Here is a 26,276-nt window from a genome sequence, read left to right as displayed (position 1 = left end):
CAGGCGATGTCAGTGGCAATACAGATCGTTTTGCGCGTTGAACATGTCGAACGCGAGTTGTGTCGCCTGATCTTCGCGCACGGTCGACAGCCAGCGTTGCCGCCGCCAGTCCTGCACGGTGCGTTCGATGAACGCCGCGCCTTCGATATCGCCGCCGCGCGCCGCGATGTAGGCGGGCGCCGCATCGAGCGTGCCCGGCAAGCTGCGGTAATACGCCCAGTCCGGCTGCTTCAGCAGTTTGCGGATGGCAAGCTCGTCGTCGACAAGCGCGGCGCACTCGCCTGCCTGGAACGCGAGCAACGCATCGAGCGGACGGTCGTACTCGCGCACATTCGCCCGCGCCCGGCGCGCGGCGTCCCGCGCGAACGGACTGCCGCGCGATGCGCACACCGTGCTGCCCGCGAGATTACGCCACGCGCGCACCGTGCCATGGCGCAGCACGAGCGCCATGCCGTGGCCGGACGTGTACGCCGTCGGCGCATAGGCGAGCGCGCGGTCGTCGGCGAAACCGTGTCCCGTGATCGCGATGTCCGCCTTGGTTGCGTTCGGTGCGTCTCGCGATCCGGCGAGCACAAACGTGACCGGCAAACCCACGCGCCGCCCGATGTCTTGCGCGAGCGCCGCCGCGAAGCCATCCGGCACGCGCGCGAAACGATCGACCTTGCCGACGTTGAGCGTCGGCGCGGGACGCGACGGCACCGCGACGATCAACGCGCCGCGCGCGACCGCGGCGGCGAACGGGCGGTCATCCTCACGATCCCGGATCGACAGCGACGAGAGCGCCACGCATAGCATCGAAAGCGCTGCGAGCCCGCGCAGTCGCCCGCCGGATGAGCGCGCCGCCGCGAGTGCGCTCCTAGCCATTCTGCGCAAGCCCGACGCGCCAGCGCAAAAGACGCCGCTCCAGCAGCGACAGGCTCTTGTTGATCAGCAGCCCGAAGAGCGCAAGCAGCACGATGCCCGCGTACATGTCGGGAATCTGGAACGTCTCCTGTGAGTTGAGCGTGTAGAAGCCGAGCCCCGAGCGCGCGCCGATCATCTCAGCCGCGACCAGCGCCGTGATGCTGTAGGCGCCCGCGAGACGGATGCCGGTCAGTATTTCGGGCAGCGCGGCGGGCAGCACGACCTTCGCGAAGATGAATCCTTGCGACGCGCCCATCGAACGCGCGCAATCGATGAACACGCGCTCGACCTGCTTCACGCCCGAGATCGTATTGAGCAGCACCGGCCAGAACGCGGCCCAGACGATGATGGCGATCTTCGACGATTCGCCGATGCCGAGAAACAGCATGAACACGGGAAACAGCGCGAACGCGGAGACTTGCCGCAACAACTGGTAAAGCGGATCGACGATGCGTTCGGCGCGCCGGAACCAGCCGAGCGCGAAACCGCAGACGACGCCGCCCGCGACGGCCAGCAGCAGGCCGCTGATCGAGCGCAGCGCGCTTGCGCCGAGGTGCTTCCACACGTCGCCGCCGTCGACCAGCCGGGCGATGGCGAGCGCGACTTGCGACGGCGGACTGAGATACGCCGTGCTCACGATGCCAAGACGCGGCAACAACTCCCACAGCGCCGCGAACGCGATCAGCGCGATGGAACGCTCGAAGGCGATCGACCATCGCAGGCGGCGTCTGAGTGCGTCGTCGCGTTTTGCCGCCGCCGCGAACATCGGAAGACTGCGAATGCTTTCTTGCTCTGCCACGTCACGCTCCTGTCAGTGATTCGGCGATGTCTTCGCGCGATGCGCCCAGCTCCGAGCTCAGGCTCGCCCACGCGCGCTGCCGCAAGGCGACGAACGCGGCGTCGTGCCGTATCGATGCGGGACGCGGACGCGGCAGATCGACCTCGATGATCTCCTTCACGCGGCCCGGCCTGCGCCCCACGACCGCGACGCGATCCGCGAGAAAGATCGCCTCGTCGATGCTATGGGTGACGAACACGACCGTCTTCGCGCTCTGCTCCCAGATGCCGAGCAATTCCTGCTGCAGCAACTCGCGCGTTTGCGCATCGAGTGCGCCGAAAGGCTCGTCCATCAGCAGGATTTCGGGACCGTAGGCGAGCACGCGCGCGATGGCCACGCGCTGGCGCATGCCGCCCGACAACTGATGCGGATAGTGATCGGCGAAATCGAGCAGGCCGACGAGACGCAGGAAACGTTCGGCCTCGCTGCGCCGCTGCGCGCGCTTCACGCCGCGAATTTCGAGACCGGTCTCGACGTTCTTGCGCACCGTGCGCCACGGAAACAGCGCATAGCCCTGAAACACGAAGCCGAGCTTGCGGCGCGCGGCGCTCACCGGTTCGCCATCGACCGTGAGCGTGCCGGATGTCGGCGGCGTCAGGCCCGCGAGCAGATTGAGAAAGGTCGACTTGCCGCAGCCGCTCGGGCCGAGCACCGCGAGAAATTCGCCTTCGCGCACGCTCAGATCGAAGCCTTCGAGCACCGTCTGGCTCGATTCCGTCGATTCGTTGACATAGGTGAGCGACAGATCCCGCGCGACGATCTTCTCTCGCACGCTCATGACGGATTCGCCTTCGCGGGCGCGGCGGCGCTCGCCGTCGCCTGCTTCGCGGCAAACACGTTGTAGTCGTTCGTGTAGACGTCCTGAACCGCGACCTTGCCCTTCGGAATCTTGCCCGCCTGTTCCAGTATGTCGATGTAGTACTGGATCGGCGGCTCGGTCACGACGAGATCCTTCACGTAGGCATACCGCTCGACCAGCTTCACGTCGATGCCAAGCCGCTCCGCCGTCAACTGGCGCGCTTCGTCCGGATGCGCGTTGACCCAGTTGCCCGCGCGCGCGATAGCCGTGACGAAATCCTTGACCGCCTGCGGATGCGCGCGCGCGAACGCGCCGTTCACGCTGTACGGCGCCATGCCGCCGAGCCCGTGGTCTTCGTCCCAGTCGCTCCAGAGCTTGTGCAGTTGCGCATCGGCTTCGGCCGCGCCGGAAAACGGCGGATGAATGATGGCGATATCCACGTTCTTCGTGACGAGCGCCTGCTGCGACTGGTTATCCGGCACGACGAGCCAGTTGACCTTCGACACATCGACGCCATGCTGCGACAGATACTTCTTCGTGACGAACTCCGCGCACGCACCGAAGCTGTTGAACGCAACCGTCTTGCCTTCGAAGTCCTTCGGCGCGCGAATGCCCGAGTCCTTGCGTGTGAAGTACTTCATATGCGGCGCGTCGGGCAGGGTCTCGCCGCCCGCCGAGATCACCTTGATATCCGCGCCGCTCGCGATGGCCGAGATGACGAGCGGCACCATGCGCGTGCCGAAATCGATCTCGCCGGTGCCGACGAGCGGAATGATCTGCGGCGCGGAGATCTTGCCGACGTACTTCGGCCGCGTGCTCGTGCCTTCGAAATAGCCGAGCTTGTCGGCGAGATAGACGAGATCGAACGCGGGGTTGTCGGGATACTTGAAGTACGTCACTTCCTGCTGCGCGCGAGGCGAGGCTTGCGTCGCGGAAGTCTCGGCCGGCGCTTCATGCGGCTTGCAGCCGCCCAGCAGAACGAGCGTTGCGGCGGCCGCGCAGGCGGCGTAGAAACGATATGCGGTAGACGCCTTCATGAGATCGAATGATGAGCGGAACGTTGATTGATCCGGCGCTGCCGTGCGGGCAGCGCCATGCGCTCATCATTCTCACGCCAGCTTTGGGGCGATCAAACGAAGGAAAAGTGCTTAGCTGACGCGCTGAAAAGTAAAAAGCATTTCAATTGCCGATCTTATTGCGCAACGCCGCGAGCGACGCGCGCTGCTTGCCGTTCGTATCGAAGTTATCGTCGGCGAGCCAGCGCTCGAATGCGCTCCGGATGCGCGGCCAGTCTTTATCGATGATCGCGTACCACGCCGTATCGCGATTGCGTCCCTTGTAGACGATCGCTTGCCTGAAGATGCCTTCGAATTCGAAGCCGAGCCGCAGCGCCGTCTTGCGCGAGGGCGCATTCAGGCTATCGCACTTCCATTCGTAGCGCCGGTAGCCGAGCTGGTCGAACGCGTAGCGCATCAGCAGATACTGCGCTTCCGTCGAGATGCGCGTTTGCTTGAGCAAGGGCGAGAACGTGACGCTTCCCACTTCGATGACGCCATGCGCCGGCTCGATGCGCATCAGCGCAAGCGTGCCGACCGCCTTGCCGCTCTTCGTATCGATGACGGTGTAATGCAGCGGATCGGCGGACGCCGCGGCCTTCGTCAGATAGTCGCGAAAGGCGTCGAAATCGGTGAAGGGCCCGACGAAGAGATAAGTCCAGTCGCTGCCGTCGGACGCCTTGCCATAGGCATCGAAGAGATCGGCCGCGTGACGCGCTGCGTCGAGCGGTTCGAGGCGGCAATGCGTGCCGTCGATGCCGATGCGCGCGGGCCGCTCGCGCGCGGTCCAATCGGCCACCGGTTCCCCGACGGCCTGCTGATATTCGTTGGTTCTCGTCATGCGTCACGGACTCCGGTTGCGTGAGAGGGGCGTCGCGGCATCAGACCGTATAACCGCGCGATCTAGCATACAGGACGCTCGATTGCCGATCGTTGAGCACGCTCTCATACAACGCGAGATAGGACGCGACCATCGCATCGCGATTGAAGCGCGCGGCGTAGTCGCGCAAGCGCTGATGCACGCCCGGATCGCCGAGCAGCGCCACCGCTTCATGCAGCTTGCCGATGATCGTCTCGGGCCGCGCCATCTCGAACACGAGATTCGTGCGCGGCTCGATGACTTCGGGAATGCCGCCGGTGTCCGCGGCCACGACAGGCACGCCGTGCGAATAGGCTTCCACCGTCACGCGTCCGAACGGCTCGTTCCAGATCGACGGCACCACGAGCACGTCGATCATGCCGTAGAACTCGTCGGACTTGACCCGGCCCAGATACTCGACGCGCGGATCGTCGTATTTCGCCTTGAGGGCGCGCAGATAAGCCGCATCGCCCGCGCCGCCGACGGCGAGCGTCCACTGCAGCGTATTGTCGGCGAGCAGTTGTTCGAGCAGGAGTTCGAGACCTTTCTCCTGCGACACGCGCCCGAGCACGCCGAGCCGCACGGGACCGCCTTCGTACCGGCGCGTGCGCGGCGACACCGCGGAGCCTTCGTATGGCTCGGCGCAGTTATGGATGACGGCCGTGTGCGCCGCCTGCTGGAAGTAGCCGCTATCCAGATGCTTCTGCAGCGCGAAACGGCTCACGCCGACGGCGACCGACACGCGCGAAGACGCCGCCCGCTTCGGAATCGCATACACCGAACAGACGCCGCACTGACGCGTGCACGGTTTGCCGCGCGTGTACATGAGCGCGTTGGGGCACATCAGATAATAGTCGCGCACGGTATGCACGATCGGCACGCCGGCCTGGTTCGCGAGACGCCAGATATCGATGGACAGGCACGACAGATTGCTCGTGCTGATGACGTCCGGCTTTTCGCTCTCGATGATGCTATGGAGCTTGCGCGACATCATCACGTTATGCACGTCGATGGCATGCCAGATGAGCTTCGCGACGCGACCGCGCTTCTGCCGCTGATGCGGCCAATACAGATTCACCGAACGCAGACGGTGAATCTTCACGCCATTCATTTCCTCCACGCGATCGACTCCGGTGCCGGTCGCGCAGACCACGCACACGTCCATGCCCGCCTTGACCAGCCCTTCCGCGAGCAATCGCGTCGATACCTCGGCCCCTCCGGGTTCATCCGGAAAGTAGAGTGTGTTCGCTATGAGTATCTTCACGAATTCCCCGTTTGATGCCGCGCCCCTTGCTATTGTCTCCAAAGCGGCGCGACTGGGGCGTGACAGTCGGCTGCTACGACGGCTCGTTGAAAAAACGCATGAAGGTACGCGCTCCAGCGATGTGCGTTGATCGCTTATCAGTCTAGAACGCTACGATAGCCTTGGAAAGCCAGAGCGATGGAAGCAATCCTCATACTTGACGACCGTCTGAGCGACTAACTATTTAAGTACTGCACTTTTCATCGCACAGTTGATTGAACCACGTTCAGCGATGTTATGGCGACACTGAAAATTGAAACAAGCGTATCGCTTGTATCGGTCAAAAATGGAGTCAAACGTGCGATAACTTCAAATAAGTTCTGTGTGTTGGTTAGCGCACAATGCTTCGGGGCGCGGTGCTTTATTCTGTATGACCAATTCTTTTTGCAGCGTCATTCACGGCTTCCAGCAAGTCGTCTGGATGAACCATCAACTCGCGCACCAGGCGTAGCGCCGGGTATTGGCCGAGTGTCGCCGCCCATTGAGGCGACGCCAGCAATGCGTCCCACACCGGTTCGAGATCCTGCGGGTCCGCGAGTCTGCTGGCATAGTCCAGGCTTGCCGGCGCGGTCATGAGACGCATGCGGCCCGCCGCGCCGAGCAGACGCAAAGCGGCGGCGTCGGAGGCGTCGCAGCAGTAGAGCACTGTCTGTTCCAGCGCGGCTTCGTCGGTGCGTAGCGCGCTCAGCGACGCGCCGCGAACCTGCACCGTGCCTTCGCGCGTCTCGAATGCGTAACAGGCGTTTTCGTTGGCGCGAGACAACAGGCGCAGTCCGCGCAGCAAGCGTGCGAAGTCGGTCGTTGCGGCATCGGCGGAAGCCTTGGCTTCGACCAGCAGGCACACATCCCAGGAAGGTTTCGCGTCGTGCGTGCCCGCGCGGCGTAGAAGCACCGCATCCCATTCGGTTTTCGCGCGCGCGTGGCCGGCGGCGAGCGAAGCGGGCACGCGCATCGACGTCACGACACGGTATGCGGCCGGTTTTCCGTCCGCTTCGTCGAGGCATTGCGCCAGCGCTTTCAAGGCGCGTTCAGCCGATGCCTCAGAGTCTGCGCCGCGCCGCTGCGCCGTGACGCCATCCGCCACGGCTGCCGCGCTGCCAGAGCGAGGCCCGTTTCGATCCCGCAACGACCGATACCGCCGCACGTCTTCATCCGACTCCAGTTTCTCGGCATGCAGCAGGCGTCCCAGCGCAGCGCTGTCGCGCAACTGCGTCAAAGCGTGCAGCAATGACACATCGCTTGCAATTTCTGGCATGGCCGAGATGCAATGGATCGTGTCGCGAAGTTCGGATGCCGATACAGTGGATGGCGCATCGAAGAGGCGCGCAAGCGCTTCGCGTCGCGCGCCCGACTGCATGCGCGTCTGTTTGCGCGGATGCGCGATCGCGACGATGGCCGCGCGAACCGCTCGACGATCCTGCGCGGCCTGCTCCGACAACGCCGCATACTCGCGCACCTGCGCTGCCTGTTGGCGAAGCACCACAGCCTGAAACGCCGGATCGCCTGCATCCGGGCGCATCGCGTCGCGAATCATGTGCGCGAGCGCTTCGATGAAGCGGCGCTTCGCGGCCGCATCGGGCGCGACGCCGCTTTCGATTGCCTTGCGAGCCTCTTCGATCGCGAGCGCGAGCGCCGTCGATGGATTCGCGTCCTGCATCCGGGATACGATCGCATCGAGCGGCGGCAGCCGATAGCGTCGCGCGACGGCGCGCAGCGTTTCGACGAGCAGCCGGGGCGTCGGCGTGGGCGACATTACGTTTTCCTGTCGTTCGTATTCGTTTTCGTATGGATGACGGCGGATCGCCCGTAACGATGGCTTCCGTACGGACATCGACATTAGCGTGTCGTCTAATCATTTGGCAAAAAGAATTGGCCGATAGCAACATGCGTGTGATGGCAAGAAGACGATTCATTTACCTGACGGCGGCCGCGTGCCTCGTCGGAACGGCAGGCGTGTTCGCATCGCGCGAGCGCAAGCGCGAGGAAGAGCACGAAGGCGAACTCGCCGATGGCGTCGCCTATGGCGCGTTGCGCCGTCAACGGCTCGACGTCTACGCGCCCGCCTCGCATGGCGCGGCGAATCGTCCGGTCGTCGTGTATTTCTATGGCGGCGGCTGGCAAAGCGGTCATCGCTCGGATGCGCGCGGCGTCGCGCAGGCGCTCGCGGCGCGTGGCATCGTGACCATCGCGCCGGATTACCGCATCTATCCGGACACCGTTTTCCCCGGCTTTCTCGATGACCCCGCCGCCGCCGTGCGCTGGGCGCGCCTTCATGCGCAAGAATTCGGCGGCGATCCGCGGCGCATCTTCGTGATGGGGCATTCGTCCGGCGCGCACATCGCCGCGATGCTCGCGACCGATCCGCGCTATCTGGCCGCGCAGGGCATGTCGAAGCAGGCGCTGGCGGGCATGATCGGCCTCGCGGGCCCCTACGCCGCCTTTCAGACCACCGACCCGCACATGGACGAGATCTTTCCGGCGGCGTTGCGCCCGCGTGCGTTGCCGATCGCGTGCATTACCGGCGACGAACCGCCGATGCTGCTCGCCGCCGGCACCGCGGATACCGATGTCGATCCGCGCAACAGCGTGCGTTTCGCGGACGCGTTGCGCGCGCATCACGACACCGTCGAACTGAAAAGCTATGCGGGTTACGGGCACGACACGATCGTCGAAGCGTTTTCGGCGAAGCAGTCCGCCGCCGCGCCGGTGGTCGCCGATGTCGTCGCTTTCATCGCTGCGCACGGCGCGCGCTGAACGGGCTCATATAATGAGGTCTCGTGCCCGTCGCCCCTTCTTTCATGCTCGTTCGTGCGCTAACCCCTGAAGACGCGTGGTCGTTCCAATCGTTGAGGCTTTCGGCGCTGACGCTATCGCCCGCTTCGTTCGCGTCGACTTACGAGGACGAAAAGAACCGCTCGCTCGATGACGTCGCCGCACGGATAGCGCACACGGGGAATCAGGCGGTCTTCGGCGCGTTCGCGGAAGACCGGCTGGCCGGCATCGTGGGCGTGCGGCGCGATCCTTTCCCGCAGCAACGGCACAAGGCGTACGTGTGGGGCATGTATGTCGCGCCGGGCCATCGTGGCATGGGCGTGAGCAGGATGCTGCTCGAAAATGCCATCGGCTTCGCTAAGAACATGCCGGATGTGACGCAGGTGCATCTGGCGGTCGCGGCGGCCAACGACGTCGCCATCCGGCTTTATCGGTCATTCGGCTTCGAGGAGATAGACCGCGAAGCCAGTTCGATCTTCGCGGACGACGCGCCCGACGACGATCTGAACATGTGCCTATACCTCACGCACTCGCGCTGATCAGGCGGCGCGGTCGCCCTGCGCTATCGTGTGCACGTTCGATGCATAGACCCATTCGCGCGCCTGACGCGCGATGAGATCGGTGAACGCGGGCGGACCGCTGCAATAAACCTGCGTATTCGCGCGCGCCGGACTCATGGCATGCGCGCTTTTCTCGGCGTAAAGCTCGTGCGGCAGGTCGAAGTAGTGATAGACCGCTCCGTGACTGCGAAGCGCGTCGATTTCATCGTGCAACGGCGCATGCTCGCCGGATCGCGCGAAGTTATGCAGTTCGAATCGTTGTCCCGCCAACGCAAGCCGCCTCGCAATTCCGACGATCGACGCCGCGCCCGTCCCGCCCGCGAAAAGAATGGCGCGCGCGCTGCGATCGGACATCGCCCGCGTGCTGTTCAGCGTGGTGAATAGCGTGTTGGGATTCAGGTTGTCGCGCATGTCTTCTCCGATGAATCGAGCCTCTTGTGCAATCGAAAGATGATTCGATGAACGAATCGGCGTTGGGCATGGGTCGAGATTAGGGTGGACGGAAATCGCGGGCAAGGACCGATGCCGCATATCAGTCATATCGTCCCGCCGATAAACCCGGCGTCGAAAGCGCTCTTTTTGGCGATTGCTTAAAAACAGAACGCTCACGAAGGCGCGTTTTGGAATCAAATTCCGCTCAGACTCATCTCAAAATAAACATACCGCCCGGTCGGTTTATTAATAGAATGGCTGCTCGTCGACAAGACCAGCGCCCGCGAGCCCTGGCGACCGGACGAGACATTCGTCGCGACCATCCATCTTTTTCGGAGACAAATGCATGGACGAGCAGCAGTTGGAGCAGATTCGCCTACATCCCGACTTCAGACGCCTCGTCGCGACCAAGACGCGGCTCGCCTGGACGCTCACCGCCGTCATGTTGACGGCCTATTTCAGCTTCGTACTCCTCCTCGCGTTTTCTCCTTCGACGCTCGCGCTGCGCATCGGCGCGGGCACCGTGACGCTGGGCATTCCCGTGGCCGTCGCGTTCATCCTGCTCGCCATTGCACTGACCGCCGTCTACGTCCTGAAGGCCAACGGCTCGGTCGACGCGCTGAACGAATCCCTGAAGGAGCAGCACGCATGAAGAAGTCATTTCCGACGATTTCCGCCGCGCTCGCGACGTTCGCCCTGACGGTCCAGCCCGCCTTCGCCGCCGAAGCGCTGCAAGGCCCGGTCAGCGCGCGCCCGCTCAACTGGAGCGCGATCTCGATGTTCTTCGTCTTCGTGCTCCTGACGCTCGGCATCACGCGCTGGGCCGCGAAGCGCACCCGCTCCGCCTCCGATTTCTACGCGGCCGGCGGCGGGCTCACGGGCTTTCAGAACGGACTCGCGATCGCGGGCGACATGGTTTCGGCGGCGTCGTTTCTCGGCATCTCCGCGATGATCTTCGACAAGGGCTACGACGGCATGATCTACGCGCTCGGCGTCGTCGCGGGCTGGCCGATCATCCTCTTTCTCATTGCCGAACGGCTGCGCAATCTCGGCAAGTACACCTTCGCCGATGTCGTTTCGTACCGGCTCGCGCAACGCCCAGTGCGCATCGTCGCCGCGTGCGGCACGCTGACGGTGGCGATCATGTACCTCGTCGCACAGATGGTGGGCGCGGGCAAGCTCATCCAGCTTCTCTTCGGGACGAGCTATCTGTCGGCAGTCATGCTGGTGGGCTGCCTGATGGTGCTGTACGTGATGTTCGGCGGCATGCTGGCCACGACGTGGGTGCAGATCATCAAGGCGGCGCTGCTGCTCGGCGGTGCGACCTTCATGGCCTTCATGGTGCTCGCCTATTTCGGCTTCAATCTCGAAGCGCTGTTCTCGGGCGCGGTCAATGCGCACGCGAAAGGCCAGTCGATCATGGCGCCGGGCGGGCTCGTGTCGAATCCAGTGGATGCGGTCTCGCTCGCCGTCGGCATGATGTTCGGCACGGCCGGTCTGCCGCACATCCTGATGCGCTTCTTCACCGTCGCCAACGCGAAAGAGGCGCGCAAGTCGGTGCTCTACGCGACGGGTTTCATCGGCTACTTCTATCTGCTGATTCTGCTGCTCGGCTTCGGCGCAATCGTGATCGTCGGCACGAACGGTGATTTCCACGACACGGCGGGCAAGATCATCGGCGGCAGCAACATGGTCGCCGTGCACCTCGCGGGCGCGGTGGGCGGCAACCTGTTCCTCGGCTTCATCTCGGCGGTGGCGTTCGCAACCGTGCTCGCGGTGGTCGCGGGCCTCGCGCTCTCGGGTGCGTCCGCGGTGTCTCACGATCTGTACGCGAATGCCTTCCGCAAGGGCGACGTCAGCGAAGCGAAGGAAATTCGCGTCTCGAAGATCGCCACGCTCGTCATCGGCGTGCTGGCGATTCTGCTCGGCCTCATCTTCGAGCATCAGAACATCGCGTTCCTGTCCGGCCTCGTGCTGGCGATCGCGGCATCGGCGAACTTCCCGGTCTTGTTCCTCTCGATGTTCTGGAAGGGACTCACGACGCGCGGCGCGGTGGCGGGCAGTCTCACCGGCTTGCTGTCGGCGATCGTGCTGCTCGTGCTCGGCCCGACCGTCTGGGTGCAGATCCTCAAGCACGATCACGCGATCTTCCCGTATGCGAACCCCGCCCTCTTCTCGATGACGCTGGCGTTCGCATCCGCGTGGCTGTTCTCGGTGCTCGACACGTCGGCACGCGGTCAGCGCGAGCAGCAGCTTTACGTCGGCCAGTTCATCCGCTCGATGACCGGCATCGGCGCGGCGCGCGCGACCAACAAGCACTGATGCGGTAACGGCGTGAACGTCCGGGCCGTCACGCGGCCCGGACGGACGCTCAGATATCCCCGATCCTGAACGGCAGTTCGAAGTTGCCGCCGCTGTTGATCAACTCCACGTACTCGAGATACCGCGACTGCGCGAGGTTCTGCACGGCCACCAGATTGCCCGGCAATGGCGCCTGCAGTTCGTTCGGCAGAATGTCCTGCATGAGTTGCCGGTACAGCGCGCGCGCCGCCGGAGCCTGTTCGCGGTTATCGAGTTCGAGCTGACCGCGCTCGGTCGCGTAATCGTAGTATTCGAGATCGCTTTTGCCGGTGATCGTCGTGGTCTGCGGCGCCCAGTGCGAATACGTGCCGAGCTTGCCCTGATCGGTTCTCACGCCGATGATGTGCGAGGCCGACTGATTGAAGTTCAGCGACTCCGGCACGGTTTCATCCGACGCGAACACCACATACGGGCGGCCCGGCGCGGCGGCGCTCTTCAACATCGGCATCAGATCGTGGCGGCTGCCGTAGAGCTGCGCATAGTCTCCGGTCAGCCAGCTTCGATCGCCGCCATTGCCGATGGTGGCGAACATCGGCAAGAGATCGACCGATGAAGTCAGCCCGCTGCGAACGGTGTCGATATCGCCGTTGTACTGCCCTGTCGGATCGACCACGATCAGGGGCACGTTGAACGCCTCCTCGTAACACGTTCCGGTCTTGCCCGAAATCAGCCCGTGAGCGCCCGCGTAGTCGCCATGATCCGACGTGAGCACGACGATGGTCTTCTTCGCGACGGCAGGCGGCAACGCCCCGACGACCTCGCCGATTTTCTCGTCCACGATCGACATGATCTGCGTATAGGAATCGAGACCGCGCTTCCAGTAGTGAAACGGCGCCTTGGCGATGCCTTTCGTCTCGGCCGGCGGCGGATAGCCCGGCGTAGCCGGATAGGCCGAGATTTCGAAGCCCGCGTCGCGCGTGTCCTGCACGCCGCCCCATACGGCTTCCTGAATCGTGCGGTTGAAGGTTTGCATCGGCGGCTTGTTCGCGGCGAGTGTCGAACCGGATTCCCAGTTCGGCGCAGTCGACGGATAGCTGAGCGGCGGCGGATTGCGCAGCGGATTGAATTCCCAGTTATAGGCTGGCGGCCCGGCGGTGTAATCGATCCACTGGCTATAGCCGTTCGGGTTGTATCGATTCGAGCCGAACAGCGCGGTAAAACGCTTGAACTCCGTGCCCGCGGGAAAGAACTCCTTGTCGTGCGGATTGATGAAGCCCACCGTGAGGCACCAGGGCGTATCGCCCGGCTTGCGTTGCTGAAGGTAATGGACCGCCTGCGCCGCGATATTCGTGTCGCTGAGATAACCGTCGCCCGGATCGCCGATCGTGCCTTGCAGGTTGCTGCCGGTCGGGTCGGGATACGTCATGCCCTCGAAGCCATAGAGCGACAGCGGGCGCTGGCCTTTATGCACGATCGACAAATGCCATTTGCCGATGTATGGCGTGACATAACCGAGCGACTGAAGGATCTTGCCGTAAGTCGGAAAAGCACGGTTGAGCACAGGCTGTATCGAGACGCGTGTATCGGGCGAATCGAGGATCGTCGTGAGCAGCCAGTTCTGATGCGTATAAAGACCCGTGACGAGCGTCGCGCGCGCCGGGCTGCATGCGGAGGCTGCAGTGTAGTGCCCCGAGAACTTGACGCCCTTGCGCCAGAGGTCGAACGTGTTCGGCATATACGTCTTGAGAAAACCGCGCACATCGGTGATGCCGTCCGGAAAGACCCGGGGAAACCGCATTTCGTCGAGAAGGATGAAAAGGATATTGGGTTTGCCGCTCTCGGCGCCTTGCGCCGTGACATGAGGTGCTGCCAGCGCCGCGCCGACCGCCGATGTCTTCTTGATGAACGCTCGTCTGTCCATGATTTGCTATCCTAAGTAAATTGAGTGGGGGACTCTTTTTAAATTGCGGCTTTTTCGACATCGGCGGTTGAGCCGGTCAAAACCATCGACCGGTCGTTTTTTTTATTGGAAGGCCTGTCGCGAAAGCCAAACTAAGGATAGGCGAAACCAGGAACGAGTCGAGATTCAATTCATTTCACGGCATGTCGGTCGAATAGCCACCGACGTCGCCTGGAAACGAGCAAACGTTTGCGATCCTATGTGTTCGTCGTTTTCGCATCGGATAGCGAAGTGAAGTGCGCGTTGTCACAAAAGGTACATACAGAAACCTTAGCTTCCTCTGTTTCTTCATACCTCGACCCGCGTCGCCATGCAGCCAGCTTTTTCGCGTTTCCGCCGTTCCCCCGGTCAAAGAGATCTACGTACCGCGGCAGACCTGTGCCAGGAGGTGCCGTTCGTCGATGCGGAAGATTCCAACTCGTTGGTGATGGAGCTCTTCTCGGCGCGTCGCGACATGGGCAGCCTCGCGGTCATCGAAGGACTTCGACCCATCGGTCTCATCAATCGCGATATCTTCATGTCGGAAATGAGCAAGCCGTTTCATCGCGAACTCTACGACAAGAAAAGCTGCATCGCATTCATGGACAAGGAGCCGCTGATCGTGGATGCGGACGTGAGCATCGAATCGCTCGCATTCAGAACGGTGGAGGCGGGCGAGAAGGCGCTCGTCGATGGTTTCATCGTGACGCGCGACGGACGCTTCTCCGGCGTAGGCAGCGGCCTCGAACTCGTGGGCGCCGTGGCCGAGATGCAGGCGGAGAAGAACCGCCAGATCATGCAGAGCATCGAGTACGCCAGCGTGATTCAGCGTGCAATGCTGCGCGCTTCCGACGAAACCCTCTCGGCGCGGCTGCAGGGCGCCGCGATGGTCTGGGAGCCGCGCGACGTGGTCGGCGGCGACTTCTATCATTTCGCCGCTTTCGCACAGGGCTGGTTCGGCGCGCTCGCCGATTGCACGGGCCACGGCGTGCCCGGCGCGTTCATGACCTTGCTTGCTTCGGCGTCGCTCTCGAAGGCGCTCGAACAGATGGGTCCGCGCGATCCGGCCGCGCTGCTTGCGGCCGTCAATCGCAACGTCAAGGGCCTGCTGGGCCAGGTGAACAATGCGGCGGGCGGCCCTCAGTCCAACGACGGTCTGGACACCGCGTTCTTCTGGTTCGATGCGTCGGAGAATGCGTTGCATTTCGCCGGCGCACGAATCGCGCTGCATGTCCTTTTGCCCGGCGCGGAGCAGTTCGACACCATCGCGGCCGATCGCATGGGCGTGGGTTATATCGACAGCCGCGCGGACTACACGTGGAACCTGCACACGGTGGCGCTGCCGCCGGGCAGCCTGATCTTCATTTGCACCGACGGGCTGACCGATCAGATCGGCGGCCCGCGCAGCATTTCCTTCGGCCGCCGCCGCGCGCTCGACGTGATTCGCGAGCATCGCGCGGAAGCCGCCTCGACGATCTGCGAGCGGCTCCGGCTGACGCTCGCCGAGTGGCAAAGCGTGCAGCCGCGCCGCGATGACGTCACGTTCTTTTGTGCCCGTATCTAGTCACCTCACATGCCTCAACTACTCGATCAAGACAGCGCCTTTTTCGATCTGGCGCAGCGACGCAACGTGCTCTTCTATCACAAGGGCTATTTCTCGAACAACATCGTCGCGGCGATGGGCGAGGTCGTGAAACTGCAACTCGAAGTCGCCGGCGTGAGCGGCCCCACGCGGCGCAAGCTCTTTTCGTCGTTCGTCGAACTGTCGCAGAACATCGTTCATTACTCGTCGAATGCGTTACAGCCCGGCGGCGAGGGGTCCGGCGCCATACGCGAAGGCGCCGTGTGCATCTCGAAGGATGGCGAGCGTCACGTCATGCTGTGCGTCAATCCCATGGCGACTTCCGAAGTCGAGAGCCTGCGCAACAAGCTCGAACCGCTGCGCAACATGTCGCTCGAAGAAATCAGGCAGGCGTACAAGCACTCGTTGCGCGCCGACGCGCCGGAGGACAGCAAGGGCGCGGGCCTCGGCTTTCTGACGATGGCGCGCGATGCGAGCGCGCCGCTCGAATTCGCTTTTCATCCGCGTGCGGACGAACCCGCCACCACGCTGTTTTGCCTCATGGCCATCATCTAAGCAGGAAGGCACGAATCATGGATAACCTTCACATTGCCGCCACGACGACATCGCCTGAGGTCGATTTTCGCTTCGACGAACATGCGCTGCTGATCAAGGGCGAGTCGTATCCCGAGAATGCGGCGGCGTTTTACGCGCCCGTCATCGAGCAGTTGCGCAAGTATCTCGAAGGCAGCGCGGGCGCGGTCATCACCATCGACGTCGCTTTGACGTACTTCAACAGCTCCAGCACCAAGATGCTCTTCAGCATCTTCGACGCGCTCGACGAGGCGGCGCAGTCGGGCAGCCGCGTGCTCTTGAACTGGTATCACGACGAGGAAGACGAGACCATCGCGGAATTCGGCGAGGAACTGAAAGCCGATTTCGACGCCATCGAGTTCACGGATCGTCCTGTCGCTCATCAGGGACGGTAAAGTGCCTTCGACATTCTCCCGAGACGTAGGGCCGGACGCCGCGCCGGATCTGTTCGAGAACGAGAGCGCGGCGCTGCGCAAGGCGCGCGCCATGCACGCGAGCGCCGACGCGAACGCCGCGCACTATCGTCATTCGCTGGGGGAGCTCATCGATCATTTCGAGCGTCTCATGCGCGAAACACGGCGGCTGATCGGCCGCAGCGACCGGGCCGAACGCGAGATGCAGGCGCTTGCGCATCAACTGGCGCATCGGGCGTCGCACGATGCGCTGACGGGCGTGCTGAACCGCAGCGCGGTCATCGAGCGGGCCAGCAAGACGCTGCGCAGCACGAACGCGGCGATGATTGTCCTCGACATCGACGAGTTCAAGCGCATCAACGACGACTTCGGCCATCCGACGGGGGATGCGGTCATTCTCGGCGTCGTCGATTGCCTGCGGCGCATCGTCGGCGAACGGGGCTTCATCGGGCGCGTGGGCGGCGAGGAGTTCACGGTGATGCTGCCGGGCCATGATCCGGCGAGCGCAGCACTGCTCGCCGAACGCATGCGGGAAGCCATCGCCGAATCGCTGGTCGTGCCGCCGGTCGATCGAAGCATCACGGCCAGCTTCGGCGTCAGCAACAACGTAGCCGGAACCGGCTTCGACGCGGCGTATGGCCTGGCCGATGCGGCGCTGTATCGCGCCAAGCGAGGCGGACGCAACCGCGTGGAATTCGCCGACCGATAGCGTTTCTCGATCCGCCGCTGCGCTCAAGCGTCGAACAGACGGCTGTTTCGGCGGCTTCTTGCGGCATTGATTCTGGCGCGCGCTGCGCATACTCAAGTCCGGCAGATTGTTCCACGCAACGCCTCTCCGACCGGACCACGCACATGTCTTTCCTCGAATTCATCGGCACGCTGGTATTTGTCGCTGTCGTATCGCTCGCTTTGGTGGCGGTGCTGGATATCTTCCTGCCGCGCCCGGCGAAGATCCTGGGCGCGAAGCGCTCGCCGGAACACCTGCGCGCACGTGAGCTGGCGAGAGCGAACGCGCGTGCGCGTTCTTCACGCAACTCCTGACACGAGAGCCTTGCGCGAGCCTCCCGGCACGCGCGACGAAGCAGTTACGTGCAAATCGTAAAAGGCCTTGCGACTCGCCTGCGTCGGACTAAAGTCGTAAGTGTCCGAGATGCATCCGATACCGTCATGCTTTTCTACCATCATGGAGCCGCTGTGCATCCGTCCGCGGTGCGGATCGGGAACGCGTTTGTCGCGCGCGTGATCGTTCGGCGGAAAGAGGGCGAGGTCAACTCGCTGGGCAACCTTGGCATCTTCGCGAGCCGGGCCGCGGCCGTGCAGTTCGCGATCCGCTCAGGGATGGCCTTCGTCGACGATCGCCCCCTCCCCGCCGCGCCGTTTCAACGATCCGATCCGTACGCGCAGGAGCATTAGGGTCCGGTCTCGAGCAGACGCTTCAAGCGCGTCACCGCCTCGTCCGATTCGGACTGGATCGCGCCCTTCAGCGCAATCTGGTTCAAGAGCGCGAACCACAGCGAAGACGCGCGATAGGTGAATTCGCGGACGAAGCGTGTTCCGTTCGCTTCCGGCGCGAGCGTGTACGTGACGGTGCCGGCGGGGCGCCCGTCGATCACGCCGTCGATCGACCATCTCGCGGGATAGGTTCTGGCGCTGACCGTCCATACGACGCGCCCGCGTCGGCTCGCCACGCGGAACTCTTCGACGACCTGCTCGCCCACGCCGAGCGAATGACCGGTCTCTCCTTGAACCGATAATGACGAGGGATGCCATTGCGGCCAGTGCGCCGGCGTCGTGACGAATTCGAACACGGCCGCGGGCGCGCGCTGGATCACGACGACGCTCACGATTCGCGTATCCGGCAACGTGCCGCGCGGCAACGGAACGAAGAGCACGGCCACGACGACAATCCCCGCCGCCAGGACCACGAAGAGCCACCGCGCGCGTGTCGTCATGATCGTCGGGCTCCGCAAAGGGCAGGACCATTCGATTCTACGCAGACTACGACTCGCGGATGAAACTGGAGAGGATCATGGAATTCGAGTACCAGCAGTTTCGCATCGACGCATCCTGTCTCGAGGAAGGCGGGCATTACTACGCCCGCGCGAAAATCTTCCGGCGACTTTCGGAGGACGACACGCCCAGCGAAGTGAAATGGTCCGGCGACATCGGCGACTATCGCAGCGACGCCGATGCAGTCGAAGCCGCCCGGCAATGGGCGCTCAAATGGTGCGATGCCAACCGGCACTGAAGCCGCAACGCCGCCCGCGCTAAGCCCGCGCGAGCACGAAATCGAAGCGCGCGGCCTTCAGGTCGCCGCCCTCGTCGATCGTCATCAGCAAGCGGCGATCGAACAGCCCGTCGCGCGCATTGCGCTGCTCGCCGGGAAAATACAGTTGCGTGGTCAGGACCGCCCCGTTGGGCGGCTGCACCGTGACATGAAAGTGGCGCGTGCGGCCCGGATAAGGCCCCGGCACGATGGTTTCCAGCCGATAGCGTCCCTCGCTGTCCGCGAATTGATGCCCGCGCAGCCGGAACCCGTCGACGTCGTAGTCGCCGGCGTCGTCGGCGTGCCAGAAATCGAGCATGGCGCCCGCCACCGCCTTGCATCCTGACGACCACACGCGTCCGCTCAGGACAATCTTCGTTCCGCCAATGCCCGGCTCCAGCAGCGATACGCGCTGCGGCGAGTTCGGCAGAAAGAACGGGCCAGCCGTCTGACGCCGCGTCGGTTCGTGTCCGTCGATGCACGCGGGTGTCGGCGGCATGGCGTTGGCCTCCGCGCCATTCGCGCGCCCGAAGGCCAGCAGCAGCAACGTCGACGGCACCGCGCAGGACTTGCGGAGAAAATCGCGCCGTCCCGGGCTTGCACTTCGTATCCGCATCATGGCCGCTCCTTGCTTCCGCTCGTCCGAACTGCGTCTCGATATGGTAAGCCGGAATGCCCGCGCCGCGATCCGCCGTTGCATTTATTTATACGGCCATATAATATATGTTCCGAATCCACACGGCTTTACTTTCGGAAGGGACGAGATCATGAGCAGAACACTTCGCGTCGGCGTGATCGGCGGCGGAATCGGCGGCGTGGCATTGACGGGCGCGCTTGCGCGGCAAGGCATCGAGGTGCGTCTTTTCGAGCGCGCGAGCGTGTTCGGCGATGTCGGCGCGGGCATTCAGATGACGCCCAATGCGGTGAAGGTGCTGAACGCCCTGGGCGCCGGCGAGGCATTGCGCGAAGCCGCGTTCGTGCCGCAGGCGATCGTCGGGCGCAACTGGGAGACGGCGCGCGAGAACTTCCGCATCCCGCTCGCATCGGAATGCCAGGCGCTGTATGGCGCGCCGTTTTATCACGTGCATCGCGCGGACCTGCATCGCATTCTGACGACGCTCGTCCCCGCCGGCGCCGCGCGTCTTTCGACGAGCTGCATCGACGTGCGGCAGGAAGCGGGCTCGGCTGTCGCCGTGTTCGACGACGGCAGCGAGTTCGAGGCGGATCTGATCGTCGGTGCGGACGGCGTGCGCTCCATCGTGCGCACGACGTTGTTCGGCGAGGAGGCGCCGCGCTTCACCGGCAACATGTGCTTTCGCGCGGTCGTGCCCTTCGACGAGATGCCGGCGTTCGTCAGTCCGGATTCGTCGTTCTGGCTCGGGCCGCATGCGCATGTCGTCACGTATTACGTGCGCGGCGGCGCGGCGGTGAATATCGTCGCGGTGGCGGAGACGCAAAGCTGGGTCGAGGAATCGTGGAATGCGAAAAGCAGCCGCGATGAACTGCTCGCGACGTTCGAGGGCTGGCATCCGAATCTGCAGCGACTGTTCGAGCGCGCGGATTCGGTCTTCAAATGGGGCTTGTTCGACCGCGATCCCATGCGCACCTGGTCGCGCGGCAACGTCACGCTGCTCGGCGATGCCGCGCATCCGATGTTGCCGTTTCTCTCGCAAGGCGCGGCGATGGCGATCGAGGATGGCTACGTGCTCGCGCGTTCGCTGGGCGCGCATGGCGGAGATATCGCGAGTGCGTTGCGCGATTACGAAGCCGAGCGCTTGCCGCGCACGAGCCGTGTGCAGCTCGAATCGCGCGAGCGTGGCAAGACGTATCACTTGCCGAGCGCGTTCGCGCAGAGAAAGCGCGATCTCATCTACAAGTTCAAGTCGTATCTGAATCCGCAGGCTTCGGGCATCCAGGCCAACTGGGTCTATGCGTACAACGCGACCGATTTCGCGCCGCGCGCGGCGGTGTCCAACGTTTCCCTGGAGGTTTGATATGACGGGCAGGATTTATCGCATCGGGCAGATCGTCCCGAGTTCGAACACGACGATGGAAACCGAGATTCCCGCGATGTTGATGGCGCGGCAAGCCATCGAGCCGGAGCGTTTCACGTTTCATTCGAGCCGCATGCGCATGAAGAAGGTCGTGAAGGAGGAGCTTGCGGCGATGGATGCCGAGTCCGACCGATGCGCGCTCGAGCTTTCCGATGCGCGCGTCGATGTGCTCGGTTACGCGTGCCTCGTTGCGATCATGGCGATGGGGCGTGGTTATCACCGTGTGTCGCAGGAGCGATTGACGCGGCATACCGCGGCGAATGGCGGCGCTGCGCCGGTCGTGACCAGTGCGGGCGCTTTGATCGATGCGCTGAAAGTGATGAACGCGAAGCGCGTCGTGGTGGTGGCGCCTTATATGAAGCCGCTGACTGAGCTTGTCGTTGATTACATTTCTAGTGAAGGGTTTGAGGTTGTCGATTTTCGTGCGTTGGAGATTCCCGATAATCTCGATGTTGCGCGGCATGATCCGCGGTTGTTGCCTGCGATCGTGCGGTCGCTCAAGTATCACGAGGCGGATGTGATCGTGCTTTCTGCCTGCGTGCAGATGCCCTCCTTGCCCGTTGTGGCGATGGTCGAGGCTTTGACCGGGAAGCCGGTTTTGACTGCTGCTGTTGCTACTACGTTTGCGATGTTGCGGGAGTTGGATCTTCGGTGTGTTGTGCCGGGGGCGGGGGCGTTGTTGTCGGGGGTTTTTTAGGTTTTTTTTGTGGAGCTTGGTTTCGCGTCGGTCTATTAGCACTGCCCCTGTGCGGGGCGGCACCTACTTTCTTTGCTGCTGCAAAGAAAGTAGGCAAAGAAAGCAGCTATCCCCAGCCTAAGCACTTCACGCCGGCCGCGGCACAGGCGATTGGCTGAATGGAACCCAGAGTAGCGAGTGTTCTCATTGCCGCACTGGACTTGGATCGCGCACGGTCTGACAAGCTAGTACTCAAAGGGAGCTGGTTCAGCACGAAATAGCTTCGGCACAGCGCTACGCGCTGCCGTGGGGTATGCAAGGGAAACCAGCGAACACGAATGCACCCGCATACCCGATTAACCCATCGGCCGCGAAGCGGGCTGGAACTTGAAATGGCTGTACCCGTACATTAAGCGGCGCGATGTGACGGACCGTGCGCGATCCAAGCCCGATTGGGCCTATGAGGGCACTCTTTAGGCGAGGACCGTTCCCCGAGGAGAAGAGTGGCCAAACTGCGTGTGACCGCGGGCGGTGAGAAAGCTGCTTTCTTTGGTGACTTTCTTTGCAGCAGCAAAGAAAGTTACCCCCGCCCCGGGGAGGGGCAGTGCTAATAAACCGACAACAATTCAGGATTCCACACAAACAAAAGGAAGGCCGATGCAATCACCCCACCAACCCTACGCAGCAAACATCAACGCCAACGGCATCCGCCACCACTACCTCCGCTATGGAGAAAACAACCGCCTCCACGATCCCATCGTGCTAATCCCGGGCATAACCAGCCCAGCCATAACCTGGGGCTTTGTAGCCCAAACCCTGAGCCAGCAATTCGACACTTACGTACTCGATGTCCGCGGCCGCGGCCTATCCGAAGCATCGGACACCCTCGACTACAGCCTCGACGCACAAGCCGCCGATGTCATCGCATTCATCGAAGCCATCGGCATAAAGAAAGCCAGCATCCTGGGCCACTCGATGGGCGCCCGCATCGCCATCCGCGCCGCGCGGCAAACGCAATCCATCGCGCGAATCGCGCTCATCGACCCGCCCATGTCGGGTCCAAACCGCCGCGCCTATCCCGCGCAACTCGCGTGGTACATCGATTCGATCGCGCTCGCGCGCAAAGGCATCGACAAGGAAGGCATGCGCCGCTTCTGCCCCACCTGGACCGACGCGCAATTGCAACTGCGCGCGCAATGGCTGCACACCTGCGACGAACGCGCGATCCGCACGAGCTTCGAAGGCTTCCATACCGACGACATTCACGCCGACATGCCGCACGTCCGGCAACCCGCGTTGCTGATGGCAGCAGGCCGCGGCGACGTGATCCGCGATGAAGATATCGCCGAAATGCGCGATCTGATGCCGCAACTCGAAGTCGTCAAAGTGCCCGGCGCAGGCCACATGATTCCGTGGGACGACGAAGCAGGCTTCTATCGCGCGCTCGGTTCGTTCTTCGGCGCACCGCTCAACTGATTACCGACGCGAACCAACATGCCTATCAGCGACTATCAACTGGTCGAAGCCTGGAAAACGGTGCTCACGCTCTCGCGCCTCGAACCCGGCCAGACCGTCACCGTACTCACGGGCGCGGCCACGCATCCGCAGACGCTCGCGTGCGCGCTGATCGCGACGCAGTCGATGGGCGCGATCGTCAACCGGCTCGACCTGCCGCCCGTCAACGGCGAACGCGCGCTCTCCCGCGACGCCCTCGCCTATCTCGGCGAAACGCCGCTCACCGGCAACCGCGCGGCCATCGCCGCGTTGAAGGCGAGCGATCTCGTGCTCGATCTGATGACCCTGCTCTTCTCGCCCGAGCAGCACGAGATCCTGGCCTCGGGCACAAAGATCCTGCTCGCCGTCGAGCCGCCCGAAGTGCTCGTGCGCATGACACCGACACTCGACGATAAAGCGCGCGTGCTCGCCGCCGCCCAGCGTGTTCAGGGCGCGCGCGAGATGCGCGTGACATCGCGCGCCGGCACGGATCTGCGTTGCCCGCTCGGCGAGTTTCCCGCGATTTCCGAATACGGTTTCGTCGATGAACCCGGCCGCTGGGATCACTGGCCAAGCGGGTTCGCCCTCACGTTCCCGAACGAAGGCGGCGCGAACGGCCGCATCGTGATCGATCGCGGCGACATCCTTTTGCCGCAGAAAAGCTATTGCGCGGAGCCGATCGTGCTGCGCGTCGAAAGCGGCTATGCGCGCGAGATCGAAGGCGGCGTCGATGCCGATCTGCTGCGCGAATACATGCTGTCCTTCGACGATCCCGAAGCGTTCGCGATCTCGCATATCGGCTGGGGTCTGCAAAAGCGCGCGCACTGGTCGACGCTCGGTCTCTACGATCGCGAAGCCACGCTCGGCATGGACGCGCGCGCCTTCGACGGCAACTTCCTGTTCTCGCTCGGACCGAACAACGAAGGCGGCGGCACGCGCACGACGGCATGCCACATCGACATTCCCTTGCGTCGCTGCACCGTTTCGCTCGACGGCGTGGACGTCGTGCGCGAAGGCAAAACCATCGAGGCCACACCATGAACGAAGCAATCTACACGCGCCAGGGCTTTGGCAACGCGCTCGATATCGAAGGCCGGATCGGACTTCTCATCGTCGATTTCGTGAACGGTTTCGCCGATCCGGACGTGTTCGGCGGCGGCAATATCGCGGAGGCGATCGAATGCACGGTGCCGCTGCTGCGCGCCGCGCGCGCGTCGAGGTGGCCGGTCGCGCACAGCCGCATCGTCTATGCCGACGACGACGCCGACGCGAACATCTTCTCGCTGAAAGTTCCGGGCATGCTCACGCTGAAGGAACACGCGCACAGCAGCGCGACCGTGCCGCAGCTCGCGCCGGAACAGGGCGAGCTCGTCGTGCGCAAGAACGTGCCATCGGCGTTCTTCGGCACACCGCTCGCGGCGTGGCTCGCGATGCGCGGCGTGCAGACGCTCGTCGTCGCGGGCGCGGTGACGAGCGGATGTGTGCGCGCGAGTGTCGTCGATGCGATGCAGTACGGTTTCCGGCCTGTCGTGGCGTCCGATTGCGTCGGCGATCGCGCGCTCGGACCGCACGACGCGAGCCTCTTCGATATGGCGCAGAAGTACGCCGCAGTGATTCCGTCGGATGAAGTGCTCAGCCGCGCGCGTCGTTCTCCGACACGCAACTGAAGGACACCGTCGACGTCTGTTCTTCGAGCGAGCGCACGCCGCGCGTCGCTTCGGACCGGACCGCGACACGTTGCGAGCGCTGCTTGCAGTAGTCGTTGGCGGCGTCCATCGCCGCGTTGCGCGCAGTCACCCACGACATGCGTGTGCCGGTCGCCTTGCCGGTGACGGTGTAGGTGTCGGGCTGCGCGCCGGCCGTGACGCCATTGGTCGTGCCGCACGCTGCAAGCAACACGGACGATGCGAACGCGAACGCAACGGGCGCGCGCCGCAGGGAAAAGAATGATCGTAGGAATTCGAACATGCGTGTGAACCGTGAATATTTCGAGATACGGCCGAATAGTACAAGCGCCAGCAAAATCCTTCACGGATCAGAGGAAAGGCGCTGTGTTTCGGGTCCGTTTCGGGCGGCGGCGAGGCTATGCTGCGCGCCATGTCACGATCGACCGCATGGGTGTTCCGGTGTTCCCGCTCAGGCCTGCGCGATGCGGTCCAGGAGGCGCTGCAAGCGCGAATGCTGCGCCGGTGCGAGGCCGGGCGTGGAGAGTGCCTGCACGACGCGTCCGCGCCAGTAGGTCTTGGAGAAGAGCGAATTCGCGCCTTCGAGGCTCAGCACTTGTTCGAAATGTTCGATCGCCGAGTCGAGGTGGCGGATGCTATAGAAATGTGTGCCTGCGCCGAGGTTGTTCATGGCACGGTCCGTCTGGAAAGCGATATGTCGAATGAGGATTGGATCGATACGCGGGAGCGCGATGTCCCGCGCGTCAGGCTCGGCGCACGCGGGCGACGGTTCACCCGCGCCCGCGCGACGTTACGCCAGCGTCAGCACATGTGCTGGCCGCCGTTGATCGCGATGTTCGAGCCGGTGACGAAGCCCGCATCTTCGGAGCACAGGAACGCGACGAGCGCCGCGACTTCCTCGGGCTTGCCGAGACGGCCTGCCGGAATCTGCGGAATGATCTTCGTGTCGAGGATCTCCTGCGGAATCGCCGTCACCATCTTGGTCGCGAGGTATCCCGGCGAGATCGTGTTCACCGTCACCCCCTTCTTCGCCACTTCGAGCGCGAGCGATTTCGTGAAACCGTGCATGCCGGCCTTTGCCGCCGCGTAGTTCGTCTGGCCGATCTGACCTTTCGAGCCGTTCACCGACGAAATGTTGATGATGCGGCCCCAGCCGCGCGACACCATTTCTTCGCACACGGGCTTCGTCATGTTGAAGACCGAGTCGAGATTCGTGCGCAGCACGGCGTCCCAGTTCACCTTGGTCATCTTCTTGAAGGTCGTGTCCTGCGTGATGCCGGCGTTGTTCACGAGGATATCAATCGGGCCGACTTCGGCGCGAATTTTCGCCACGCAGTGCTGTGCGGAATCGTAATCGGCGACGTCCACGGCATACGCGCGGAAGTTGTAGCCCTTGCGGTCCAGTTCCGCGAGCCATTCGCCGGCTTTCGCGTTGCCCGGCGAATGCGTCACGACGACCGCGTAACCGGCGTCGTGCAGCTTCATGCTGATCGCTTCGCCCAGTCCGCCCATGCCGCCCGTCACCACTGCGATTCGCTTAGTCATGCTGATACTCCTCGTTGTTTCTCTCAGGTTAATGAAGCTCGGAATGCCACCGGCGCTGCCATGTTGCCTCGACGCTCGTTATGTTTTGATGTCGCGTCGAGCCGTATTTGCGCCGCGCCGGCGTACTGCTTTCGTTACGGACGCTCGAGTGCCAGCGCGACACCCATGCCGCCGCCGATGCACAGCGACGCCAGGCCCTTCTTCGCGTCGCGCTTCTGCATTTCGTG

The 26,276-nt window shown here is 63.3% G+C and carries 30 protein-coding genes and 1 pseudogene; 16 read left to right on the top strand and 15 right to left on the bottom strand.

The annotated features are described in order from the left end of the window. Positions 1–9 precede the first annotated feature (9 nt). From AWB70_RS33015 to AWB70_RS32985, 7 genes and pseudogenes are all read right to left on the bottom strand, one after another. Positions 10–864, bottom strand: a complete 855-nt coding sequence (locus tag AWB70_RS33015; RefSeq protein WP_053571719.1) for a type 2 periplasmic-binding domain-containing protein — start codon at positions 862–864, stop codon at positions 10–12. Further along, a complete protein-coding gene (locus AWB70_RS33010) occupies positions 857–1,669 on the bottom strand; it encodes an ABC transporter permease (RefSeq protein WP_053572126.1) in 813 nt (270 codons plus the stop codon). Before AWB70_RS33010 ends, AWB70_RS33015 begins: the two co-directional genes overlap by 8 nt. A 34-nt stretch (positions 1,670–1,703) precedes the next feature. Then, on the bottom strand, positions 1,704–2,519 hold the full coding sequence (locus AWB70_RS33005; RefSeq protein ID WP_053571720.1) for an ABC transporter ATP-binding protein: 816 nt from the start codon (positions 2,517–2,519) through the stop codon (positions 1,704–1,706). Next, on the bottom strand, positions 2,516–3,577 hold the full coding sequence (locus tag AWB70_RS33000) for an ABC transporter substrate-binding protein (protein ID WP_053571721.1): 1,062 nt from the start codon (positions 3,575–3,577) through the stop codon (positions 2,516–2,518). Before AWB70_RS33000 ends, AWB70_RS33005 begins: the two co-directional genes overlap by 4 nt. Before the next feature lie 157 nt (positions 3,578–3,734). Beyond that, positions 3,735–4,436, bottom strand: a pseudogene (locus AWB70_RS32995) (GNAT family N-acetyltransferase); the annotation flags it as partial. 40 nt (positions 4,437–4,476) lie between these two features. Next, complete coding sequence (locus AWB70_RS32990) at positions 4,477–5,718, bottom strand: glycosyltransferase family 4 protein (RefSeq protein WP_053571723.1); 1,242 nt, start codon at positions 5,716–5,718, stop codon at positions 4,477–4,479. A 400-nt stretch (positions 5,719–6,118) separates the two neighbouring features. Then, on the bottom strand, positions 6,119–7,510 hold the full coding sequence (locus tag AWB70_RS32985; RefSeq protein WP_053571724.1) for a hypothetical protein: 1,392 nt from the start codon (positions 7,508–7,510) through the stop codon (positions 6,119–6,121). Between the two features lie 140 nt (positions 7,511–7,650). Here AWB70_RS32985 and AWB70_RS32980 point away from each other — a divergent pair, with 140 nt between their 5' ends. Continuing rightward, on the top strand, positions 7,651–8,511 hold the full coding sequence (locus AWB70_RS32980) for an alpha/beta hydrolase (RefSeq protein WP_053572127.1): 861 nt from the start codon (positions 7,651–7,653) through the stop codon (positions 8,509–8,511). A gap of 23 nt (positions 8,512–8,534) precedes the next feature. Next, positions 8,535–9,068, top strand: coding sequence for a GNAT family N-acetyltransferase (locus AWB70_RS32975; protein ID WP_235024403.1), 534 nt, complete (start codon positions 8,535–8,537; stop codon positions 9,066–9,068). Here AWB70_RS32975 and AWB70_RS32970 read toward each other — a convergent pair whose 3' ends face one another. Continuing rightward, positions 9,069–9,500, bottom strand: coding sequence for a ferredoxin reductase domain-containing protein (locus AWB70_RS32970; RefSeq protein WP_235024402.1), 432 nt, complete (start codon positions 9,498–9,500; stop codon positions 9,069–9,071). A 367-nt stretch (positions 9,501–9,867) separates the two neighbouring features. On the opposite strand from AWB70_RS32970, the gene AWB70_RS32965 reads away from it, so the two are divergent. After that, positions 9,868–10,173: a DUF485 domain-containing protein gene (locus tag AWB70_RS32965; protein ID WP_014252880.1), complete on the top strand. Its 306-nt coding sequence runs from the start codon at positions 9,868–9,870 to the stop codon at positions 10,171–10,173. After that, a complete protein-coding gene (locus tag AWB70_RS32960) occupies positions 10,170–11,843 on the top strand; it encodes a cation acetate symporter (protein ID WP_053571726.1) in 1,674 nt (557 codons plus the stop codon). Before AWB70_RS32965 ends, AWB70_RS32960 begins: the two co-directional genes overlap by 4 nt. Before the next feature lie 49 nt (positions 11,844–11,892). On the opposite strand, the gene AWB70_RS32955 is transcribed toward AWB70_RS32960, so the two are convergent. Then, complete coding sequence (locus tag AWB70_RS32955; protein ID WP_053571727.1) at positions 11,893–13,743, bottom strand: sulfatase-like hydrolase/transferase; 1,851 nt, start codon at positions 13,741–13,743, stop codon at positions 11,893–11,895. A gap of 466 nt (positions 13,744–14,209) precedes the next feature. Here AWB70_RS32955 and AWB70_RS32950 point away from each other — a divergent pair, with 466 nt between their 5' ends. The 6 genes from AWB70_RS32950 to AWB70_RS32925 all read left to right on the top strand — a co-directional run bounded on the left by AWB70_RS32950 (position 14,210) and on the right by AWB70_RS32925 (position 17,742). Next, a complete protein-coding gene (locus tag AWB70_RS32950; protein ID WP_053572128.1) occupies positions 14,210–15,325 on the top strand; it encodes a SpoIIE family protein phosphatase in 1,116 nt (371 codons plus the stop codon). A gap of 9 nt (positions 15,326–15,334) precedes the next feature. Continuing rightward, on the top strand, positions 15,335–15,898 hold the full coding sequence (locus tag AWB70_RS32945; RefSeq protein WP_014252884.1) for a SiaB family protein kinase: 564 nt from the start codon (positions 15,335–15,337) through the stop codon (positions 15,896–15,898). Between the two features lie 17 nt (positions 15,899–15,915). Further along, positions 15,916–16,311 carry a DUF1987 domain-containing protein gene (locus AWB70_RS32940; RefSeq protein ID WP_053571728.1) on the top strand — a complete coding sequence of 132 codons (396 nt, stop codon included), beginning with the start codon at positions 15,916–15,918 and terminating at the stop codon, positions 16,309–16,311. Between the two features lies 1 nt (position 16,312). Then, the gene (locus AWB70_RS32935; protein WP_053571729.1) at positions 16,313–17,038 is read left to right on the top strand and encodes a GGDEF domain-containing protein; all 726 of its coding nucleotides are present in this window, start codon (positions 16,313–16,315) and stop codon (positions 17,036–17,038) included. 143 nt (positions 17,039–17,181) lie between these two features. Further along, on the top strand, positions 17,182–17,370 hold the full coding sequence (locus AWB70_RS32930) for a hypothetical protein (protein ID WP_053571730.1): 189 nt from the start codon (positions 17,182–17,184) through the stop codon (positions 17,368–17,370). Between the two features lie 126 nt (positions 17,371–17,496). Beyond that, positions 17,497–17,742, top strand: coding sequence for a hypothetical protein (locus AWB70_RS32925; RefSeq protein ID WP_014252887.1), 246 nt, complete (start codon positions 17,497–17,499; stop codon positions 17,740–17,742). Here the strand turns inward: AWB70_RS32925 and AWB70_RS32920 are convergent. Beyond that, positions 17,739–18,281, bottom strand: a complete 543-nt coding sequence (locus AWB70_RS32920; RefSeq protein WP_053571731.1) for an SRPBCC family protein — start codon at positions 18,279–18,281, stop codon at positions 17,739–17,741. The genes AWB70_RS32925 and AWB70_RS32920 overlap by 4 nt on opposite strands. A gap of 77 nt (positions 18,282–18,358) precedes the next feature. On the opposite strand from AWB70_RS32920, the gene AWB70_RS32915 reads away from it, so the two are divergent. Next, positions 18,359–18,577, top strand: a complete 219-nt coding sequence (locus AWB70_RS32915; protein ID WP_053571732.1) for a hypothetical protein — start codon at positions 18,359–18,361, stop codon at positions 18,575–18,577. A 19-nt stretch (positions 18,578–18,596) separates the two neighbouring features. Here AWB70_RS32915 and AWB70_RS32910 read toward each other — a convergent pair whose 3' ends face one another. Then, the gene (locus AWB70_RS32910; RefSeq protein WP_235024401.1) at positions 18,597–19,214 is read right to left on the bottom strand and encodes a dioxygenase family protein; all 618 of its coding nucleotides are present in this window, start codon (positions 19,212–19,214) and stop codon (positions 18,597–18,599) included. A 148-nt stretch (positions 19,215–19,362) separates the two neighbouring features. Here AWB70_RS32910 and AWB70_RS32905 point away from each other — a divergent pair, with 148 nt between their 5' ends. The 5 genes from AWB70_RS32905 (at position 19,363) to AWB70_RS32885 (ending at position 24,486) form a co-directional block, all read left to right on the top strand. After that, positions 19,363–20,589: an FAD-dependent monooxygenase gene (locus tag AWB70_RS32905; RefSeq protein ID WP_053571733.1), complete on the top strand. Its 1,227-nt coding sequence runs from the start codon at positions 19,363–19,365 to the stop codon at positions 20,587–20,589. Between the two features lies 1 nt (position 20,590). Then, on the top strand, positions 20,591–21,346 hold the full coding sequence (locus AWB70_RS32900) for a maleate cis-trans isomerase family protein (protein WP_053571734.1): 756 nt from the start codon (positions 20,591–20,593) through the stop codon (positions 21,344–21,346). A gap of 636 nt (positions 21,347–21,982) precedes the next feature. Further along, positions 21,983–22,801, top strand: a complete 819-nt coding sequence (locus AWB70_RS32895; protein WP_053571735.1) for an alpha/beta fold hydrolase — start codon at positions 21,983–21,985, stop codon at positions 22,799–22,801. An 18-nt stretch (positions 22,802–22,819) separates the two neighbouring features. Then, positions 22,820–23,860 (top strand): 2,5-dihydroxypyridine 5,6-dioxygenase NicX family protein, encoded by a 1,041-nt coding sequence (locus AWB70_RS32890; protein ID WP_053571736.1) that lies wholly within the window; start codon positions 22,820–22,822, stop codon positions 23,858–23,860. Continuing rightward, positions 23,857–24,486, top strand: a complete 630-nt coding sequence (locus tag AWB70_RS32885) for an isochorismatase family protein (protein WP_053571737.1) — start codon at positions 23,857–23,859, stop codon at positions 24,484–24,486. Before AWB70_RS32890 ends, AWB70_RS32885 begins: the two co-directional genes overlap by 4 nt. Here AWB70_RS32885 and AWB70_RS32880 read toward each other — a convergent pair. The 4 genes from AWB70_RS32880 to AWB70_RS32865 form a co-directional block, all read right to left on the bottom strand. Next, positions 24,452–24,787, bottom strand: a complete 336-nt coding sequence (locus AWB70_RS32880; RefSeq protein WP_050878630.1) for a hypothetical protein — start codon at positions 24,785–24,787, stop codon at positions 24,452–24,454. The two genes, AWB70_RS32885 and AWB70_RS32880, sit on opposite strands and share 35 nt — an antisense overlap. A 168-nt stretch (positions 24,788–24,955) precedes the next feature. Then, positions 24,956–25,174: a hypothetical protein gene (locus tag AWB70_RS32875; protein WP_014252897.1), complete on the bottom strand. Its 219-nt coding sequence runs from the start codon at positions 25,172–25,174 to the stop codon at positions 24,956–24,958. A gap of 131 nt (positions 25,175–25,305) precedes the next feature. Then, positions 25,306–26,049 (bottom strand): acetoacetyl-CoA reductase, encoded by a 744-nt coding sequence (gene phbB / locus AWB70_RS32870; RefSeq protein ID WP_014252898.1) that lies wholly within the window; start codon positions 26,047–26,049, stop codon positions 25,306–25,308. A 134-nt stretch (positions 26,050–26,183) separates the two neighbouring features. Further along, a partial coding sequence (locus AWB70_RS32865) for a hypothetical protein (protein WP_143281732.1) occupies positions 26,184–26,276 on the bottom strand: 93 nt, incomplete at its 5' end.

Source organism: Caballeronia cordobensis (genome assembly GCF_001544575.2).
Classification (GTDB): Bacteria; Pseudomonadota; Gammaproteobacteria; order Burkholderiales; family Burkholderiaceae; genus Caballeronia; species Caballeronia cordobensis.
This window is presented reverse-complemented; position numbering and strand designations above follow the sequence as displayed.